The following is a 16,667-nucleotide window of genomic DNA, read 5'->3' on the forward strand; positions in this document are numbered from 1 at the left end:
CGCGCAGCGGACCGTCAGGTCAGCGCGGCGACCCGGCGCAGCACCGGGCGGCACAAGCCCGCCCCTTCAGGGACGCGGGGAACTGCGCGATCGGCCACGACGGCGCCGCACCCGGCGACGGACCGGAACCGGCGTGGCCGATCACCGCCACAGCGGACCGCGGCACCGCGCAGCGGACCGTCAGGTCAGCACGGCGACCTTTTCCCGGTACCCCTTCACCGGCGCCGCGTCCTTGTACGGCTCCAGCCGGCGCTCGAAGTCCCTGACGTACTCGATCGCGCGCACCGAGCGCATCTCCGCCGCGGCGCCCGCCGCCTCCGCGCCGAGCGTGCACGCCTGGTCGAGTTCGCCGAGGCCCAGACGGGCCGTGGCGAGGACGATCCGGCAGAAGAGGCGGCTGCGCGCGTAGGAGGGCGCACGGAGCTGCAGCGAGCGCTCCGCGTGCTGCGCGGACGCCCGGAACTGCTGGAGATCCCGGTGGCAGTGGCCGAGCTCGTCGGCGAGCTGCGCCTCGTCGAAGAAGCGGGCCCAGTGGGGCACGTCGTCGCCGGGCCGGGCCGTCTCCAGGGCGCGTTCGGCCCGGACCAGCGCGCCGGTGCACGCCCGTACCTCGCCGAGGACCCCGTGCGCGCGGGCCTCGGCCGCGTGCAGGAGCGCCTGCACGATCGGCGGGGCGCTGGTGCCCACGCCCTGCTGGGCCACCCGCGCCAGCTGCACCGCCTCCCGGCCGTGGCCGAGGTAGACGGCCTGCCGGCTCATGGTGACCAGCACGTAGGAGCCGTAGGAGCGGTCCCCGGCGGCCTGGGCCAGGCGCAGGGACTGGACGAAGTACCGCTGGGCGAGCCCGTGCGCGGCGATGTCGTACGACGTCCAGCCGGCGAGCCGGGTCAGGTCGGCGGCCGCGCCGAACAGCTTGCGGCCGGTCTGCTCGCCGTACGTGCCGCGCAGCATCGGCTCGCACTCGTGCTCCAGGTAGCGCACCAGGGCCTGCCGGGCGTGCCCGCCGCCGTACGCGTCGTCGAGCGTACGGAACAGTTCGCCGACCGAGCGCAGCGCGGCGATGTCCCCGCCGGTGACCCGCTGGCCGGGCCCGCGTTCGGCCTGGCCGCGCGGGCGTCCCGGCGCCGCGGGTGTCTGCCTGGGCACGGCGGCGGGCCGGGTCTGCGCCGGGACCCGGGCCACCGCCGCCGGTGCCGGTTCGCCGCGGGCCACCCGGTCGTCCGCGCGGCCGATCAGCCAGTCCCGGCTCGGCACCACGAGCCCGGCCGGGGTGAACGCGATCTTGCGGAGCTCGGCGTGGCTGCCGGAGTCCTTGCGCCACAGCCCGCTGACGATGTCGACGGCCTCCTCGGGGGAGGACGCGAACTCCAGCCCGGCGTACACCGGGGCGCAGGCGTCCAGGCCCAGGTCCTGGGCGGTGAGCCGGCGGCCCAGGCGCCGGGTGAAGACCTCGGCGATCAGGGCGGGGGTCGTACCCCGGGGCTGCTGGCCGCGCAGCCATCGGGTGACCGACGTCTTGTCGTATCTGAGGTCCAGCCCGTGTTCGAGACCGAGCTGGTCGACCCGGCGGGCCAGACCCGCGTTGGAGAACCCTGCTTCTGCGATGAGCGCGGCGAGCTGGCGGTTGGGGGTGCGCTGCGCGGGTCGGTCCGTCATCTGGGGTGCGGTCTCCTGCCTTCTGGCTCAGCTCGGTAGCTTGTGCCCGGATTGCCGGTGAGCAGCCCTTTTGGCGCTCTTGAACGGCGCGAATGTAGCGGAGAGTGAGCAGCAGGTCGCACATCTCGACCTTCATTCATCCGATCGTGTGAGGATTGACCCCAGGGCTGACGCGCGACGGGCGGACGTACAGTGGCTTGGGCGCGTTATGTGCCTGACACACCCATCGCCCGAGGGAGGCGCTTGCCGTGAGTGAGTTGCGGTTCGTCCGTATGGGGTTCGGCGCGGACGCCGTCGAGTACCAGGAGGCCTGGGACGAGCAGCGCCGGGTGCACGCGGCGCGGTTCGCCGACGAGACGCCCGACACAGTGCTCCTGCTCGAACACCCTCCGGTGTACACGGCTGGCCGGCGCACCGCGGACAGCGAGCGGCCGCTGGACGGCACCCCGGTCATCGACGTGGACCGCGGCGGCAAGATCACCTGGCACGGTCCGGGCCAGCTGGTGGGCTACCCGATCCAGAAGCTCCCGCGCCCGGTGGACGTGGTCGCGCACGTACGGCGCCTGGAGGAGGCACTGATCCGCGTCTGCGCCGAGTTCGGCCTGGAGACCACCCGGGTCGAGGGGCGCAGCGGGGTGTGGGTGCTCGGCGACCCCGTCGAGCGGCGGCCGGCGCTCGGGGGCCTGTCCCTGGACTTCGACCCCCGGCTGCAGGACGAGGAGTTCGACCCCCGCCTCGCCGGCCCGGAGTACGCGCCCTCCAACGCCGGGCAGCGCCGCGAGGACCGGAAGATCGCCGCGATCGGTATCAGGGTGGCCAAGGGCGTCACGATGCACGGCTTCGCGCTCAACGTGAACCCGGACAACAAGTGGTTCGACCGGATCATCCCGTGCGGCATCCGGGACGCCGGAGTGGCCTCCCTGGCGGCCGAGCTGGGCCGGGACGTGACGATCGCGGAGGTCCTGCCGGTGGTGGAGCGCCACCTGAAGGACGTCCTGGAGAACGCGGAGCTCAAGCCGCGCGAGATCGAGAAGACCCCCGCCTGACTTGGGGAATGCGCCCTGCGGCCGAGGGGTTGGCCTCCACGGAAGGGCCCAGCAATCACGGGCGTACCCTGGTGTACGCCGAGGAATCGAAGTTACAGGGAGCCGACGTGTCCGCAGTCACACCCGACGGACGCAAGATGCTGCGCCTGGAGGTCCGGAACGCCCAGACCCCCATCGAGCGCAAGCCCGAGTGGATCAAGACCCGGGCGAAAATGGGCCCCGAGTACACGAAGATGCAGAACCTCGTGAAGAGCGAGGGCCTGCACACGGTCTGCCAGGAAGCCGGCTGCCCGAACATCTACGAGTGCTGGGAAGACCGCGAGGCGACCTTCCTCATCGGCGGCGACCAGTGCACCCGGCGCTGCGACTTCTGCCAGATCGACACCGGGAAGCCCGAGGCGCTCGACCGCGACGAGCCGCGCCGCGTGGGCGAGTCCGTGGTCGCCATGGACCTGAACTACGCCACCATCACCGGCGTCGCCCGCGACGACCTGGAGGACGGCGGCGCCTGGCTGTACGCCGAGACGGTGCGCCAGATCCACGCGCAGACGGCGGAGCGCGAGGCCGGCCGCACCAAGGTCGAGCTGCTCGCCCCGGACTTCAACGCCGTCCCGGAGCTGCTCCGCGAGGTCTTCGAGTCCCGTCCCGAGGTGTTCGCGCACAACGTCGAGACGGTGCCCCGGATCTTCAAGCGGATCCGTCCCGGCTTCCGCTACGAGCGTTCGCTGAAGGTCATCACCGAGGCCCGCGACTTCGGCCTGGTCACCAAGTCCAACCTCATCCTCGGCATGGGCGAGACCCGCGAGGAGGTCTCCGAGGCGCTGCGGCAGCTGCACGAGGCCGGCTGCGAGCTGATCACCATCACGCAGTACCTGCGCCCGAGCGTGCGGCACCACCCGGTGGAGCGCTGGGTCAAGCCGCAGGAGTTCGTGGAGCTGAAGGAGGAGGCCGAGCAGATCGGCTTCTCCGGGGTGATGTCCGGGCCGCTGGTCCGCTCCTCCTACCGGGCCGGGCGCCTGTACGGGATGGCGATGGAGCTGCGTCAGACGGACGCTCCCCGGCGGGGCGGCTCCCTCACCGCCGCGCAGACTGTGTGAACTCGCGCACAAGTTACTACCGGCCAGTAATGACCGAATGACCGCGGTCCTGACCGTCCTCGCTGATGAGGACGCCCGTCAGGACCGCGTCGGCGTGCGGGGGCCGCGCATCAAGGTTTCATTGGTGTTTGACCGGTCGGTCACGCCCTGGTAACACCGAACAGTGACCCTGGAATCACAGCACGTACACCCACGCCGAGGGAGAACCTTCACCATGCAGGCCGCGCCCGTCCGCGCCAACGCCATCCCGTCCCTCACCGACGCGCTACGCGCCGTCGAGTCCCTCCTGATGAGCGGCGGCCAGCGCACCGCCCGCCAGAACGCCTGGACCTCCGTGCTCGAGGACCGCCGTCGCGCCAAGGACCGGGTCGAGGCGCAGCGCTTCCTGGAGCAGGTCGCCGGCCGCCCCTGACGGCCTCCTCCAGCCCTTCTCCAGCCCTTCCCGGGCACTGCCGTCGAAGGCACTCCCGGGGCCACGTAGACTTCGGGGCATGGCGAGGAAGGAACCCGCAGCGGACGCTGCGAATGCGGGACGACTGAAGCAGATCGTCCTGACGTACAAGATGACCCGCAAGGCCGACAAGGTGATCGGTCTTGTACTTGCGGGTGTCGGTCTCGGCACCCTTGCCGTCTTCCTCGTGATCGGCTTCCTGATCGGCCATCCGGTCTATCTGGGCATCCTGGGCCTGCTGCTCGCCTTCCTCGCGACGGCCATCGTCTTCGGCCGCCGGGCCGAGCGGGCGGCTTTCGGCCAGATGGAGGGCCAGCCGGGTGCCGCGGCCGCCGTTCTGGACAACATCGGGCGGGGGTGGACGACGACCCCGGCGGTGGCGATGAACCGCAACCAGGACGTGGTGCACCGGGCCGTCGGCAAAGCCGGCATCGTCCTGGTCGCCGAGGGCAACCCGAACCGGGTGAAGACCCTGCTGGCCGCCGAGAAGAAGAAGATGGCCCGGATCGTGGCCGATGTGCCGGTGCACGACGTGATCGTGGGCACCGGCGAGGGCCAGGTCGACCTGAAGAAGCTGCGGACCACGATGCTCAAGTTCCCGCGGGTCCTGAGCGGTCCCCAGGTGACGACCACCAACGACCGGCTGCGGGCGATGGGCGACCTGATGAGCAACATGCCGCTGCCGAAGGGCCCGATGCCCAAGGGCATGCGGATGCCCAAGGGCGGGCCGCGGGGGCGGTAGAACACGCCAGCGGATCCGGGGCGCGGTGGTCGAGTGCGACCGCCGCGCCTTCGTCGTTTCCCGCGCGGTCCGGAGGACACGCCGCCGAACGGAGCATCCGGCGGGTTATCGGGTCATCTGCTCCTAGCCTGACCAATGTGACAAAACGCCATATTACATACCTCGCGTGCAGCGCCGCCCTGTGCGGCTCCCTCCTCGGCGCCGCTCCGGCGACCGCCACGCACCAAGTTTTCCTGGTGCATCCGGGCGAGTCCATCCAGAAGGCGGTCGACGCCGCCAGGCCCGGCGACACCGTCATGGTGCTGGCCGGCACGTACCGCCAGAGCGTCCGGGTGACCAAGTCCGACCTCACCCTGAGCGGCGTGGGCCCGGCGACCGTGCTCCAGCCGGCCAAGAAGGCGAAGAAGGCCAGGAAGACCACGTCGGGGAAGGCCGCCGCCGGGAAGTCCTGCGCGGAGATGGGCAACGGCATCTGCGTGGTCGGCACCAAGAGCAGGCCCGTCGAGAACGTCACCATCACCCGGATGACCCTGACCGGGTTCTCCCGGACCGGGGTCATGGCGGCCGACACGGCCAACCTGGACGTGCACGGCGTGGCCGCCGTCAAGAACGGCCTGTGGGGCATCGCCGAAGAGCGCTCCGTGCACAGCGCCTACCGGTACAACGTCATCCGGAGCAACGGCGACGCGGGGCTGTTCCTCGCCAACTCGATCACCACGGAGAAGGGTGCCACCGACACCCACGGCACGGTGGTCGAGCACAACCTGGTGGAGAAGAACCGGGTCGGCGTCACCGTGCGCCGGCTGCGCAACCTGACCGTCTCGGACAACTCGGTGAACGGCAACTGCGCGGGCGTCTTCGTCGTCGGCGACGAGAACAAGCCGAAGGCCGGCCGCATCGTCATCGCCGACAACCGGCTCGTCAAGAACAACAAGTACTGCAAGAAGACCGCCCGGCTGTTCTTCCTGCAGGGCTCCGGCATCGTCCTGACCGGCGCCGAGGACACCCTGGTGACCGGGAACACCGTCACCGGCAACTCCGGCAAGTCCCCGCTGTCCGGCGGCATCGTGGTCTTCAAGAGCTTCGTGGGCGCCACCAGCGACAGGAACCAGGTCACCGGCAACAAGCTGTCTGGCAACGCACCCGCCGACCTGATCAACCAGGAAGCCGCCAAGCACGGCAACAGGTTCAAGAGCAACAGCTGCAAGAAGTCCAAGCCCGCGGGTCTGTGCTGACCTGACAGCCGTACGACCCCGAAGGAAGGAAGGCGGCACATGACCGCACCAGCACGCGACCTCTCGGCGCCGGCGACGGAGCCGACGCGCCAGGACGCGCCGCCCCCGTCGATGCGGCTGCGCGAGCTCGTGTTCGGGGCGGCCTGTGCCGCCGCCGTCCGCGCGGCCGCCCGGCTGCGCGTCGCGGACGCGCTCGGGGACGCCCCGATGACCGTGGAGAGCCTGGCGTCCGCGGTGCAGACCGACCCCCGGCCGCTGCGCCGGCTGCTGCGCGCCCTGTCCTGCTACGGCGTCTTCGCCGAGCGTCCGGACGGGACGTTCGCCCACACCGAGACCTCCCGGCTGCTGCGCGAGGACGACCCGCACAGCCTGCGGTACATCGCCCTGTGGTGCACCGAGCCGTGGACCTGGGACGCCTGGCCGAAGCTCGACGAGGCGGTGCGCAGCGGCCGCAACGTCATCGAGGACCTCTACGGCAAGGAGTTCTTCGTCTACCTGAACGAGGACGCCCCGGAGTCGGCGGACGTCTTCAACCGGGCGATGACCACCTCCAGCGAGCAGTCGGCCCGCGAGGTCGCGGCCCTGCTCGACCTGTCCGGCAGCCGCTCGGTCGCGGACCTCGGCGGCGGACAGGGGCACGTGGTGGCCTGCCTGCTGGACAAGTACCCGGCGATGAAGGGCTACCTGCTGGATCTGCCGAAGGTGGTGGAGAAGGCCCTGCCGCGGCTGCGCGCGGGCGGTGACCTGGAGGACCGGGCACGGATCGTGCCGGGTGACATCCGGGAGGCCGTGCCGGTCGACGCGGACGTCTACATCATCAAGAACATCCTGGAGTGGGACGACGAGTCCACCGCGCAGCTGCTGGCCAACGTGGTCGCGGCGGGCGGCCCCGGGGCCCGGGTCGTGGTGATCGAGAACCTGGTCGACGACACCCCGTCGATGCGGTTCAGCACCGCGATGGACCTGCTGCTGCTCCTGAACGTCGGCGGTGCCAAGCACACCACCGACAGCATGGTGCGCCGGCTGACCGACGCGGGTCTGAGCGTCAACGACATCCGCCCGGTCAACCCGTACCTGCACGCCTTCGACTGCATGGTGCCCGCCTGAGGCAGGCCCCGGACATGCCGGTGCCGGGCCCGCGTCGTGCGCGGGTCCGGCACCGTCGGCGTACGGCGGTACGACGGTTCACACACCGCCGTCGCGCTCCCAGAGGTAGAAGCGCTGTGCCATCGCGTCCTTCGGGGAACGCCAGGTCTCCGGGTCGTACGCGCTGACGTACGCCGTGAGGCGCTCGCTGATGCCCTTGAACTCGGGGTGCGAGGTGACCTTGGCGATGGCGGGTCCGGGCTCGCGCTCGGACTCGACGAGGTGCATGTACACATCGCCGAACTGGAAGAGGCTGCGCCGGACCACCCCGACGAGGTGCGGCAGCTCTCCCCGGTCGGACTCCGCGAACACCTTCGCGATGTCGGGAGCGGAGCCCGGCGCCATACGGGCGACGATCAGGGCTTGGTGCACGGTGTCCTCCGCTCAGTCGGCCAGGGCCGGGTCGGGGCGCCGGCCGGTGGCCGCCTTCTCGATCTTGTCCCGGATCAGGGCCATCTGGACCTTGGAGTTCCGGTTGATGTTGTCGGTCATCCACTCGTCGTCGACGGGGGCTTCCGGCTTCATGGCGAAGTCCTGGGTCCAGACCATCCGGGTGCCGGCGGGGACCTCCTCGTACTGCCAGACGATGTCCATGTGCGCGAACGGGCCGGTCTCGACCCGGCGGGCCTTGACCCGCAGGCCGCGGCGGTCCGTCTCGCGCTCGGAGACCCAGCTCCACACCTTGCCGTTCTCGTCGGGGTGCATGGTCAGCCGGAAGGTGACCTTGTTCCCCTCCTGCTCGAGGATGTCGGCGGCGGCGTACTCGCTGAACAGCTGGGGCCAGTTGGCCACGTCGTTGGTCATGTCCCAGACCAGGTCGACGGGCGCGGCGATGGTGATCTCGTTCTGGGTGTGTCCGGTCATGTCAGGCTCCCGCGGGCATGGCGCTGTTGACGAGGTCGAGGAACTGGCGGGGGGTCTTGCACCGCTCGGCGTCCACCGGCATGGGCACGCCGTGCCGGTTCTCCAGCTCGCCGACGATGCCGAGCAGGCCGAGCGAGTCGACGCCGAGGGCGTCGAAGCCGCTGTCCGCCCGGTCCTGGAGGTCGGCCGGTGCGACGGTGACGCCGGCGGCCTTCTTCATGAGTTCGGACAGTTCGTCCACGGTGATGGACATGGGGACTCCTCCTTCTTCGCTGCTGGGCAGCTGTCTCTTCTCCGGCTCACCCGGCCGCGCCGTGCCGCAGCACGAGTGCCGAGTTCGACCCCATGAGTCCCCGGCTGAGGACCAGCGCCGTGCGTGGTGCGGCGGCGCGGGCGCTGCCGGTCACGAGGTCGAGGTCGTGGCAGATGTCGTGGACACCCGGGGTCGGCGGGATCAGGCCGTGTTCCATGGCGAGGACCGCCGCGGCGGTGTCCAGCACGGGGGCCGCGCAGTACCCCCGGCCGATCCCGGTCTTGGGCGCGGTGACGGGCACCCGCCTGCCGTGCGTGCCGAGCACGTCGGTGATGGCCAGCGCCTCCGCCCGGTCGGCCGCCGGCACGCCGAGGGCGTCGGCGAAGACCACGTCGATCTCCTCGGGGGCGCAGCCGGCCTCGGCGAGCGCGCCGCGGATCGCCTCGGCGAGCCCGGCCCGCGACTCGGCCCAGCGGGAGGCCCCGGTGAAGGTCGACGCGTGTCCGTCGATGGTGGCCCGGACCGGCAGTCCGCGTCTGCGGGCCGAGCCGGTGTCCTCCACGACGAGCATGGCGCCGCCCTCGGCCGGCACGAACCCGCAGGCCTGTTCGGTGAACGGACGGTAGGCGCGGGCCGGGTCGGTCTCCCGGCTGAGTTCCTCGTAGCCGAGCTGGCAGACCATCGAGTACGGAGCTATGGGCGCCTCGGTGGAACCGGCCACGATGACGTCGGTACCGCGTCGCACCGCGCGGGCGGCGTGCGCCAGGGCGTCCAGGCCGCCGGCCTCGTCGGCGGCGACGACCGAGCAGGGCCCCTTGAAGCCTCGCCTGATGGAGATCTGGCCGGTGCTGGCCGCGTAGAACCAGGCGATGGACTGGTAGGGGCCGACGAACCGGCTGCCCTTGCCCCAGAGCCGCTGGAGCTCGCGCTGGCCGAACTCGCCGCCGCCGGAGCCGGCCGCGGTGACCACGCCGACGTCGAACGGCGAACCGTCGGTGTCGGCGCGGCCGAGCCGGGCGTCTTCGAGTGCCAGGTCGGCCGCGGCCATCGCGAAGTGCGTGAAGCGGTCGGTCTGGACGATGAGGCGTTCCGCGACGGCGGCCGCCGGGTCGAAGTCACGGACCTCGCCGGCCACCTTCATGGGCAGGTGATCGCAGCCGTCGCGGGTCACCTTGTCGAGGACGTTGCGTCCCTCCTGGACGGATTTCCAGAAGGTCTCCGTGCTGGTTCCGTTGGGCGCGACGACACCGATGCCGGTGACGGCCGCCCGTCGAGACCGGGGTTCGCTCATCGTGTCCGTCCTCTCTGCCGGGTCAGGATCACCGCGGACTGGAAGCCGCCGAACCCGCTGCCCACGGACAGGACGCCGCCCAGGGGCCGTTCGCGGGCGACCCGGGGCACGTAGTCGAGGTCGCACTCGGGATCGGGGGTCTCGTAGTTCGCGGTGGGCGGGACGACCTGGTGGGCCAGGGCGAGCACGCAGGCGACGACCTCGATCGCGCCGATCGCGCCGAGCGAGTGGCCCACCATGGACTTGATGGAGCTCATGGGCGTGCTGTAGGCGTGCTGCCCGAGCGCCTTCTTCACGGCCGCGGTCTCGTGGCGGTCGTTCTGCCGGGTGCCCGAGCCGTGCGCGTTGACGTAGTCGATGGCGGTGGGGTCGAGGCGGGCGTGGTCGAGAGCGGTCTCGATGGCGCGGGCCATCTCCAGGCCCTCGCTGGTGAGACCGGTCATGTGGTAGGCGTTGCCGAAGGTGGCGTAGCCGTCGAGCTGGCAGTAGATGTGCGCGCCGCGGGCCTTGGCGTGCTCCAGCTCCTCCAGGACGAGCACCGCGCCGCCCTCCCCCATGACGAAGCCGTCACGGCGGTTGTCGAAGGGGCGCGAGGCGTGCTCGGGGTCGTCGTTGTTCGGGGAGGTGGCCTTGATCGCGTCGAAGCAGGCCATGGTGATGGGTGAGATCGGGGAGTCCGAGGCACCGGCGATGCAGATGTCGGCGCGCCCCTCCTGCACGGTGTGGAAGGCGTAGCCCACGGCGTCCAGGCCCGAGGTGCAGCCGGTGGAGACGGTCTGTACCGGACCCTGGGCGCCGAAACGTTCCGCCACCGCGGAGGCAAGGGTGCTCGGGGAGAACGCCCGGTGCAGCTGGGGCTGCGCCTGCCGGTGGTCCACGTCCCAGTGCTGACCGCCGGCGCTCACCAGGACGTAGTCGTGCTCCAGTCGGGTGGTTCCACCGACCGCCGTGCCCAGGGACACCCCGACCCGCCAGGGGTTCTCCCTGGCCAGGTCGAGACCGGAGTCCCGGACCGCCTCGTCACCGGCGACCAGGGCGAACTGTATGTATCGGTCCGCCCGTTCGATCTCCTCCGTGGCAAGCCCGTGCGCCGCCGGGTCGAAGTCGCACTCGGCCGCGATCCGCGACCTGAGGCCGGAGGGGTCGAAGAAGGTGATGCCGCGCGTCGCGGTCCGGCCGGAGGCGAGCAAGTCCCAGAACGCCGGTACGCCCACACCCCCCGGAGCCACGATGCCTATGCCCGTAACCGCCACGCGCCGGGTCACGACCGGACCTGCCCCACGGCGACGGCGGCTTCCGTCTCCTCCGTGTCGACGTGGCCCAGCGCCGGGCGGGGTGCCAGCGGGCCGAGGTGGAAGACGATCCGGGCCTCGGCGCTGCCGACGTTGCGGAAACGGTGCTTCATGTTGATGGGGATCATCAGGCCCTGCTCGGGCCGCAGCGGGTGCGGCTCGCCGTCCAGGTCGACCTCCATCTCACCGCAGACCACGTACACGAATTCCTCGGAGTACGGGTGGTAGTGCTCGGCGATCCGGTCGCCCGGCTGCACGATGGCCACACCCATGAAACCGCTGGTGGAACCGACCGTGGCCGGGGTGAGCATGGCGCGCAGGTCGCCGCCGCGCCGCGTGTTGGGCTCGATCTCGCTGAGATCCACGATCTTGGGAATGGGCTTCATCTCTAGTTCCTCCGTGGGGGTGATCCGGCGGTGGTGGGAGTCAGGCGTCGGGCGAGCGGCGGTCGGTGAGGAGCCTCATCCGCACCGCCTCCCCGTCCAGCAGTGCGGTCAGCGCGTGGGCCGGGACGGTGTCCACGGGGGTGCCGGGCCGCTGCTCGACCAGCCGTACGACGATGTCGTCACGCTGGAAGACCGTGCTGTGCAGCACCGGGCTGGCCGGGTCCTCGGCCGATGCCTCGTCCTGCTGCGCCAGCAGCTCGGCGAGCCGCAGCCCGCAGCCCGGACGGGCCGGGTAGCAGAGCGCGTGGCGGTCGCCCTCGGCCAGCTCCTCGGCGACGACGTGGTGCACCGCCGGCAGCGCCGCCCGGGTGAAGAACAACCGTGCGGATTCCTGGTCGTTGAGGTCCCGGTCCTGCTCCAGGTAGGGGTTGATGGCCTCCTCGACGGCCCGCACCTCGGGCTGCCGGGCGACATGGCGCAGGGCGGCCATCAGGTCGCCGCGCACCTCGATGGCCCGCACCACCCGGTTGCCGTGCATGAACAGCGAGGTCCGGCACAGGCGGGTGGAGTCGTCGACCTCCGGCTGCGGCGAGGCGTAGTCCGAGAGCAGCTTCGCGACCTTCTCCTCGCTGCCCGGCCGGACCGTGAAGGTGAGCGCGTGGCGGATCACGCCGTCGCCCACCCGCGGCCCGTCCTGCAGGATCCGCTCCGCGTCCGCCGACGGGCCGCCGGTCTCACGGACCACCTGGAAACGCAGCGAACGGGTGTCCCGGACGCAGCTGTGCAGCGGCTTCACCATCTCCACGTGCTCCTCGCTGTTCACCCAGGCGAGGAACGGCGGGGCGCTCTCCCACTCGCTGGTGATCAGCCACTGGGAGGGGTTCTCGATCGACTGGCAGAGCTGGTCGCTGACGTGCCCGGGCACCTTGGCGACCTGGCTGCCCAGCTGCTCGTAGGCCTCCAGGAACTGCTGCTGCGCGCCGTCGAAGACGTCCACGAGCAGGACGACCCGGAGCCGGGAGCCGTCGAAGACGGTCTGGGAGACCCGTTTCGACACCGGGCGGGTCAGCTTTTCCGAAACCTTTTCCGAGATCGTCGTCATGCTTCGCACATCTCCTTCGCTGGGGCAGCGGCCTACGCCTCCGCCGATGACGCGGCGTCAGCGCTTCTTGATCCTGTGCCGGTCCTCGGAAGCGCGCGACTCGCGTGAACCAGGTGGGTGATTGCGCACGCGGAACCCCTCCGAACGGCGCGGAAGGGGCATGGAAGTCCCAAGGCACCTGACGCCCCGCCACCCGTTCCTGGAGTTCCCGATGCAGCACAGAACCGATCACCAGGTCCCCGTCCTCGTCGTGGGCGGCTCCCTCGTGGGCCTGTCCATGTCCCTGTTCCTGGGCCGTCTAGGCGTACGGCACATGCTGATCGAGCGGCACTCCGGGACCTCGGTCCACCCCCGTGGCCGGGGCAACAACGTGCGGACCATGGAGCTGTTCCGGAAGGCCGGCATCGAGCCCGGCATCAAGTCCGCCGCCTCACTCCTCGCCGACAACCACGGCATCCTGCAGGCCCCGACGCTGGCCGGCGACGCCGGCGACTGGCTGTTCAGGGAGATCGACCCCGGCGGCGGCATCGCGAGATTCAGCCCTACGGGTTGGTGCCTGTGCAGCCAGAACGACCTGGAGCCGGTGCTGCGCCAGGCGGCCGAGTCCCTCACCGGCGAGCTGCGCTACTTCCACGAGATGGAGTCCTTCGAGCAGGACCCCGAAGGAGTGACCGCGTACGTCCGCGACCGTGACTCCGACCGGATGTACACCGTCCGCGCGGACTACCTGGTCGCCGCCGACGGGCCGCGCAGCCCGGTCCGGGGCCGGCTCGGCATCGGCCAGACGGGCCCCGGCGACCTGTTCGCCAACGTGAGCATCACCTTCCGCTCCAAGCTTCTCGCGCACACGGTCGGGGACCGGCGGTTCATCTGCTGCTACCTCACCGGCCCGGAGGCGGACGGCGCGCTGCTGCCCGTCGACAACAAGGAGCGCTGGGTCTTCCACGCCCCCTGGCACCCCGAACGCGGCGAAACCCTCGACGAGTTCACCGAGGAGCGGCTCACCCGGCACATCCGCCGGGCGGTGGGCGTTGCCGACCTCGACGTCGAGATCACCGGCCGTGCCTCCTGGCGGGCGGCCGAACGGGTCGCCGAACGGTACGCGGACCGGCGGGTCTTCCTGGCCGGCGACTCCGCGCACGAGATGTCGCCGACCGGCGCGTTCGGCTCCAACACCGGCATCCAGGACGCGCACAACCTGGCGTGGAAGCTGGCGGCCGTGCTCGACGGCTGGGCAGGCCCCGGGCTGCTGGAGTCGTACGACGCCGAGCGCCGCCCGGTCGCCGTCGCCACCAGCGCCCGCGCCTCGGCCCGCTCGGTGGAGCACAGCCACCCCGGGTTCGCGCCCGCGCCCGGCATCGGTGCCGGCAAGCGCGACGGGATCCTCAACATCGTCCTCGGCTACCGGTACCCGAAGGGCGCGGTCGTCGGCGCGGACCCGGGCGAGCCGGTCGTACCCGATGGGATGAACCTGACCGGCCGGCCGGGCAGCCGGGCCCCCCATCTGTGGCTGCGGCGCGCGGGCGAACGGCTCTCCACGCTGGACCTGTACGAGCGGTCCCTGGTGCTGCTCAGCGACGCGGGCTCCGCGGCGGGCGCGGCCTGGCACACGGCGGCCCGCCGGATCGCGGACACGGAGCGGCTCCGGCTGGACACGTACCGCATCGGGGCGGCGGGGGCCGACCTCGTCCTGGACGAGGCGGGCACGGACTGGGCCGAGGCGCACGGCACGACGGCGGACGGCGCGGTCCTGGTGCGCCCGGACGGATTCGTGGCCTGGCGCTCGGACGGCGCGGTGGCGGACCCGGAGGAAGAACTGCGCGACGTGCTGTCCCGGCTGCTGCGGAGCAGGTGAGCCGCCCCCGCGAGGGGCGCTGGGGGCACCCCCGGCCGAAGGCTGGGGGAGGAACGGTGCGACCGGCCCCAGTGGCCCGCGGCTACATACGGACCTCGACGGTCTTCGCCAGCCGGTCGTGGAGCCCCCTGCCGTCGCGGTCCCACACCAGCGCCGGGACGGCCAGGCACAGCAGCACCGTGCGGGCCAGCGCGCGCAACGGCTGCACCCGTCCCGTCTCCACGCCGACCACCCGCAGCCGGAACAGCCGCTTACCCGGCGTGAAGCCGATCGTACCGACGGTGAGGACTCCGAGGACGAGGAAGACGAGCAGCGCCCAGTTGCCGGTGGCCGGGCTGTAGCCGTCGGTGATCAGGCCGTATGCGATCAAGACGCACAGCGCCCAGTCCACGACCAGCGCGCCGAGCCGCCGCCCCGGGCGGGCGACGGAGCCCGGCCCGTCCTCCGGCAGACCGAGCTGCTCGCCCCGGTACCCGAACTCCGCACCGGCCTCTTCCATGGCCGCGCGGGGCCCGGAGAGCCACGATCCCATTGCTTGCCTGTTGTCCACCGGGACACGGTACTGCGCGGGCGGACGGGCGGCGCCCGGCGGGGTGCTCCGGAGCTACGGTGGAACAAGGCCGGTTAACTTCAGCGAAACAAATGGGTCACGCCCGAGAAATCACCCGTCCCTAGGGTCGGGGACAGCGTGTGCCACCGCACTGGCCGCACGAACGAACTACCACCCCGGCGCGGGAACGCCCGGAAGTAGGAGGAGCTGGATGTTCCAGAACGCCGACGAAACCAAGAAGTTCATCGCGGACGAGGACGTCAAGTTCGTCGACGTCCGATTCTGCGACCTGCCGGGCGTCATGCAGCACTTCACGGTGCCCGTCGATGCGTTCGACCCGGACGAGGAGCTCGCCTTCGACGGATCCTCGATCCGCGGGTTCCAGGCGATCCACGAGTCCGACATGGCGCTGCGCGCGGACCTGTCGACGGCGCGGATCGACCCCTTCCGCCGCGACAAGACGCTCAACATCAACTTCTTCATCCACGACCCGATCACGGGCGAGCAGTACTCCCGCGACCCGCGCAACGTGGCGAAGAAGGCCGAGGCCTACCTCGCGTCGACCGGCATCGCCGACACCGCGTACTTCGGCCCCGAAGCCGAGTTCTACGTCTTCGACTCCGTCCGCTTCGCGACCACCGCGAACGAGTCCTTCTACCACATCGACTCCGAGGCGGGTGCCTGGAACACCGGCGCCCTGGAGGACAACCGTGGTTACAAGGTCCGCTACAAGGGCGGCTACTTCCCGGTCCCGCCGGTCGACCACTTCGCCGACCTGCGCGCGGAGATCTCCCTGGAGCTGGAGAAGAACGGCCTGAAGGTCGAGCGCCAGCACCACGAGGTGGGCACCGCCGGCCAGGCGGAGATCAACTACAAGTTCAACACCCTGCTCGCCGCCGCCGACGACCTGCAGCTCTTCAAGTACATCGTGAAGAACGTGGCGTGGCGCAACGGCAAGACCGCGACCTTCATGCCGAAGCCGATCTTCGGTGACAACGGCTCGGGCATGCACGTGCACCAGTCGCTGTGGGCCAACGGCGACCCGCTGTTCTACGACGAGGCCGGCTACGCGGGCCTGTCGGACACCGCCCGCTACTACATCGGCGGCATCCTCAGGCACGCCCCGTCGCTGCTCGCCTTCACCAACCCGACGGTGAACTCCTACCACCGCCTCGTGCCCGGCTTCGAGGCCCCGGTGAACCTGGTGTACTCGCAGCGCAACCGGTCGGCCGCGATGCGTATCCCGATCACGGGTTCGAACCCGAAGGCCAAGCGCGTCGAGTTCCGTGCGCCCGACTCCTCCGGCAACCCGTACCTGGCCTTCTCGGCGCTGCTGCTCGCGGGCCTGGACGGCATCAAGAACAAGATCGAGCCGGCCGAGCCGATCGACAAGGACCTCTACGAGCTGGCCCCCGAGGAGCACGCGGGCGTCCCGCAGGTCCCGACCTCGCTCCCGGCCGTCCTCGACCGTCTGGAGGCCGACCACGAGTTCCTGCTCGCGGGCGACGTCTTCACGCCGGACCTGATCGAGACGTGGATCGACTTCAAGCGCACCAACGAGATCGCCCCCCTCCAGCTGCGCCCGCACCCGCACGAGTTCGAGCTCTACTTCGACGTGTGATATCGCCCCAGGTCAGAGCGGGTATCCGCTCCCCTGGGCCGTCTGTGGGCCGTCGGCCGTGTCCTTCCTCCGCTGGAAGG

The 16,667-nt window shown here is 70.9% G+C and carries 17 protein-coding genes; 8 read left to right on the forward strand and 9 right to left on the reverse strand.

What is annotated here, in order from left to right; genetic code table 11:
• Nucleotides 1–180 precede the first annotated feature (180 nt).
• Entirely contained in the window at nt 181–1,656 is a 1,476-nt protein-coding gene (locus ACFXI4_RS12155) for a regulator (protein ID WP_384989722.1), read from the reverse strand.
• Nucleotides 1,657–1,904: 248 nt separating this feature from the next.
• Here ACFXI4_RS12155 and lipB point away from each other — a divergent pair, with 248 nt between their 5' ends.
• The 6 genes from lipB (at nt 1,905) to ACFXI4_RS12185 (ending at nt 7,334) form a co-directional block, all read left to right on the forward strand.
• Complete coding sequence (gene lipB, locus ACFXI4_RS12160; RefSeq protein WP_384989724.1) at nt 1,905–2,702, forward strand: lipoyl(octanoyl) transferase LipB; 798 nt, start codon at nt 1,905–1,907, stop codon at nt 2,700–2,702.
• A gap of 107 nt (nt 2,703–2,809) precedes the next feature.
• Nucleotides 2,810–3,799 (forward strand): lipoyl synthase, encoded by a 990-nt coding sequence (lipA, locus tag ACFXI4_RS12165; RefSeq protein WP_362722899.1) that lies wholly within the window; start codon nt 2,810–2,812, stop codon nt 3,797–3,799.
• Between the two features lie 214 nt (nt 3,800–4,013).
• Complete coding sequence (locus ACFXI4_RS12170; RefSeq protein ID WP_384989726.1) at nt 4,014–4,211, forward strand: hypothetical protein; 198 nt, start codon at nt 4,014–4,016, stop codon at nt 4,209–4,211.
• A 79-nt stretch (nt 4,212–4,290) separates the two neighbouring features.
• Nucleotides 4,291–4,992, forward strand: coding sequence for a DUF4191 domain-containing protein (locus tag ACFXI4_RS12175; RefSeq protein WP_384989727.1), 702 nt, complete (start codon nt 4,291–4,293; stop codon nt 4,990–4,992).
• Between the two features lie 137 nt (nt 4,993–5,129).
• Nucleotides 5,130–6,227, forward strand: a complete 1,098-nt coding sequence (locus ACFXI4_RS12180) for a nitrous oxide reductase family maturation protein NosD (RefSeq protein WP_384989728.1) — start codon at nt 5,130–5,132, stop codon at nt 6,225–6,227.
• 39 nt (nt 6,228–6,266) lie between these two features.
• Complete coding sequence (locus ACFXI4_RS12185) at nt 6,267–7,334, forward strand: methyltransferase (RefSeq protein ID WP_384989730.1); 1,068 nt, start codon at nt 6,267–6,269, stop codon at nt 7,332–7,334.
• Nucleotides 7,335–7,412: 78 nt separating this feature from the next.
• Here the strand turns inward: ACFXI4_RS12185 and ACFXI4_RS12190 are convergent, their stop codons facing one another.
• From ACFXI4_RS12190 to ACFXI4_RS12220, 7 genes are read right to left on the reverse strand one after another with little or no spacing between them, the layout of a single operon-like run.
• A complete protein-coding gene (locus ACFXI4_RS12190) occupies nt 7,413–7,745 on the reverse strand; it encodes a TcmI family type II polyketide cyclase (protein ID WP_362722916.1) in 333 nt (110 codons plus the stop codon).
• A gap of 12 nt (nt 7,746–7,757) precedes the next feature.
• Nucleotides 7,758–8,237, reverse strand: coding sequence for an SRPBCC family protein (locus ACFXI4_RS12195; protein WP_384989732.1), 480 nt, complete (start codon nt 8,235–8,237; stop codon nt 7,758–7,760).
• Nucleotide 8,238: 1 nt separating this feature from the next.
• Complete coding sequence (locus tag ACFXI4_RS12200; RefSeq protein ID WP_362722922.1) at nt 8,239–8,490, reverse strand: acyl carrier protein; 252 nt, start codon at nt 8,488–8,490, stop codon at nt 8,239–8,241.
• A gap of 46 nt (nt 8,491–8,536) precedes the next feature.
• Complete coding sequence (locus ACFXI4_RS12205) at nt 8,537–9,781, reverse strand: ketosynthase chain-length factor (RefSeq protein WP_384989734.1); 1,245 nt, start codon at nt 9,779–9,781, stop codon at nt 8,537–8,539.
• On the reverse strand, nt 9,778–11,046 hold the full coding sequence (locus ACFXI4_RS12210; RefSeq protein WP_362720913.1) for a beta-ketoacyl-[acyl-carrier-protein] synthase family protein: 1,269 nt from the start codon (nt 11,044–11,046) through the stop codon (nt 9,778–9,780). Before ACFXI4_RS12210 ends, ACFXI4_RS12205 begins: the two co-directional genes overlap by 4 nt.
• Nucleotides 11,043–11,459, reverse strand: coding sequence for a cupin domain-containing protein (locus ACFXI4_RS12215; protein WP_362720910.1), 417 nt, complete (start codon nt 11,457–11,459; stop codon nt 11,043–11,045). The genes ACFXI4_RS12210 and ACFXI4_RS12215 overlap by 4 nt, the downstream gene beginning before the upstream one ends.
• A 40-nt stretch (nt 11,460–11,499) precedes the next feature.
• Nucleotides 11,500–12,561, reverse strand: coding sequence for a SchA/CurD-like domain-containing protein (locus ACFXI4_RS12220; RefSeq protein WP_384989736.1), 1,062 nt, complete (start codon nt 12,559–12,561; stop codon nt 11,500–11,502).
• A 211-nt stretch (nt 12,562–12,772) separates the two neighbouring features.
• On the opposite strand from ACFXI4_RS12220, the gene ACFXI4_RS12225 reads away from it, so the two are divergent.
• Entirely contained in the window at nt 12,773–14,416 is a 1,644-nt protein-coding gene (locus tag ACFXI4_RS12225; protein WP_384989738.1) for an FAD-dependent monooxygenase, read from the forward strand.
• Between the two features lie 82 nt (nt 14,417–14,498).
• Here ACFXI4_RS12225 and ACFXI4_RS12230 read toward each other — a convergent pair whose 3' ends face one another.
• Nucleotides 14,499–14,966 (reverse strand): RDD family protein, encoded by a 468-nt coding sequence (locus ACFXI4_RS12230; RefSeq protein ID WP_384989739.1) that lies wholly within the window; start codon nt 14,964–14,966, stop codon nt 14,499–14,501.
• A gap of 211 nt (nt 14,967–15,177) precedes the next feature.
• Here ACFXI4_RS12230 and glnA point away from each other — a divergent pair, with 211 nt between their 5' ends.
• Nucleotides 15,178–16,587 carry a type I glutamate--ammonia ligase gene (glnA, locus tag ACFXI4_RS12235; RefSeq protein WP_384989741.1) on the forward strand — a complete coding sequence of 470 codons (1,410 nt, stop codon included), beginning with the start codon at nt 15,178–15,180 and terminating at the stop codon, nt 16,585–16,587.
• Nucleotides 16,588–16,667: the final 80 nt, after the last annotated feature.

It is taken from the genome of Streptomyces sp. NPDC059224 (genome assembly GCF_042754285.1).
Classification (GTDB): domain Bacteria; phylum Actinomycetota; class Actinomycetes; order Streptomycetales; family Streptomycetaceae; genus Streptomyces.

Excerpts from the sequence above, each read along its gene's own strand:
- ACFXI4_RS12155 (WP_384989722.1), bottom strand. The coding sequence starts at position 1,656 with ATGACGGACCGACCCGCGCAGCGCACCCCCAACCGCCAGCTCGCCGCG.
- ACFXI4_RS12170 (WP_384989726.1), top strand. The coding sequence starts at position 4,014 with ATGCAGGCCGCGCCCGTCCGCGCCAACGCCATCCCGTCCCTCACCGAC.
- ACFXI4_RS12175 (WP_384989727.1), top strand. The coding sequence starts at position 4,291 with ATGGCGAGGAAGGAACCCGCAGCGGACGCTGCGAATGCGGGACGACTG.
- ACFXI4_RS12185 (WP_384989730.1), top strand. The coding sequence starts at position 6,267 with ATGACCGCACCAGCACGCGACCTCTCGGCGCCGGCGACGGAGCCGACG.
- ACFXI4_RS12195 (WP_384989732.1), bottom strand. The coding sequence starts at position 8,237 with ATGACCGGACACACCCAGAACGAGATCACCATCGCCGCGCCCGTCGAC.
- ACFXI4_RS12200 (WP_362722922.1), bottom strand. The coding sequence starts at position 8,490 with ATGTCCATCACCGTGGACGAACTGTCCGAACTCATGAAGAAGGCCGCC.
- ACFXI4_RS12205 (WP_384989734.1), bottom strand. The coding sequence starts at position 9,781 with ATGAGCGAACCCCGGTCTCGACGGGCGGCCGTCACCGGCATCGGTGTC.
- ACFXI4_RS12215 (WP_362720910.1), bottom strand. The coding sequence starts at position 11,459 with ATGAAGCCCATTCCCAAGATCGTGGATCTCAGCGAGATCGAGCCCAAC.
- ACFXI4_RS12220 (WP_384989736.1), bottom strand. The coding sequence starts at position 12,561 with ATGACGACGATCTCGGAAAAGGTTTCGGAAAAGCTGACCCGCCCGGTG.
- ACFXI4_RS12225 (WP_384989738.1), top strand. The coding sequence starts at position 12,773 with ATGCAGCACAGAACCGATCACCAGGTCCCCGTCCTCGTCGTGGGCGGC.
- glnA (WP_384989741.1), top strand. The coding sequence starts at position 15,178 with ATGTTCCAGAACGCCGACGAAACCAAGAAGTTCATCGCGGACGAGGAC.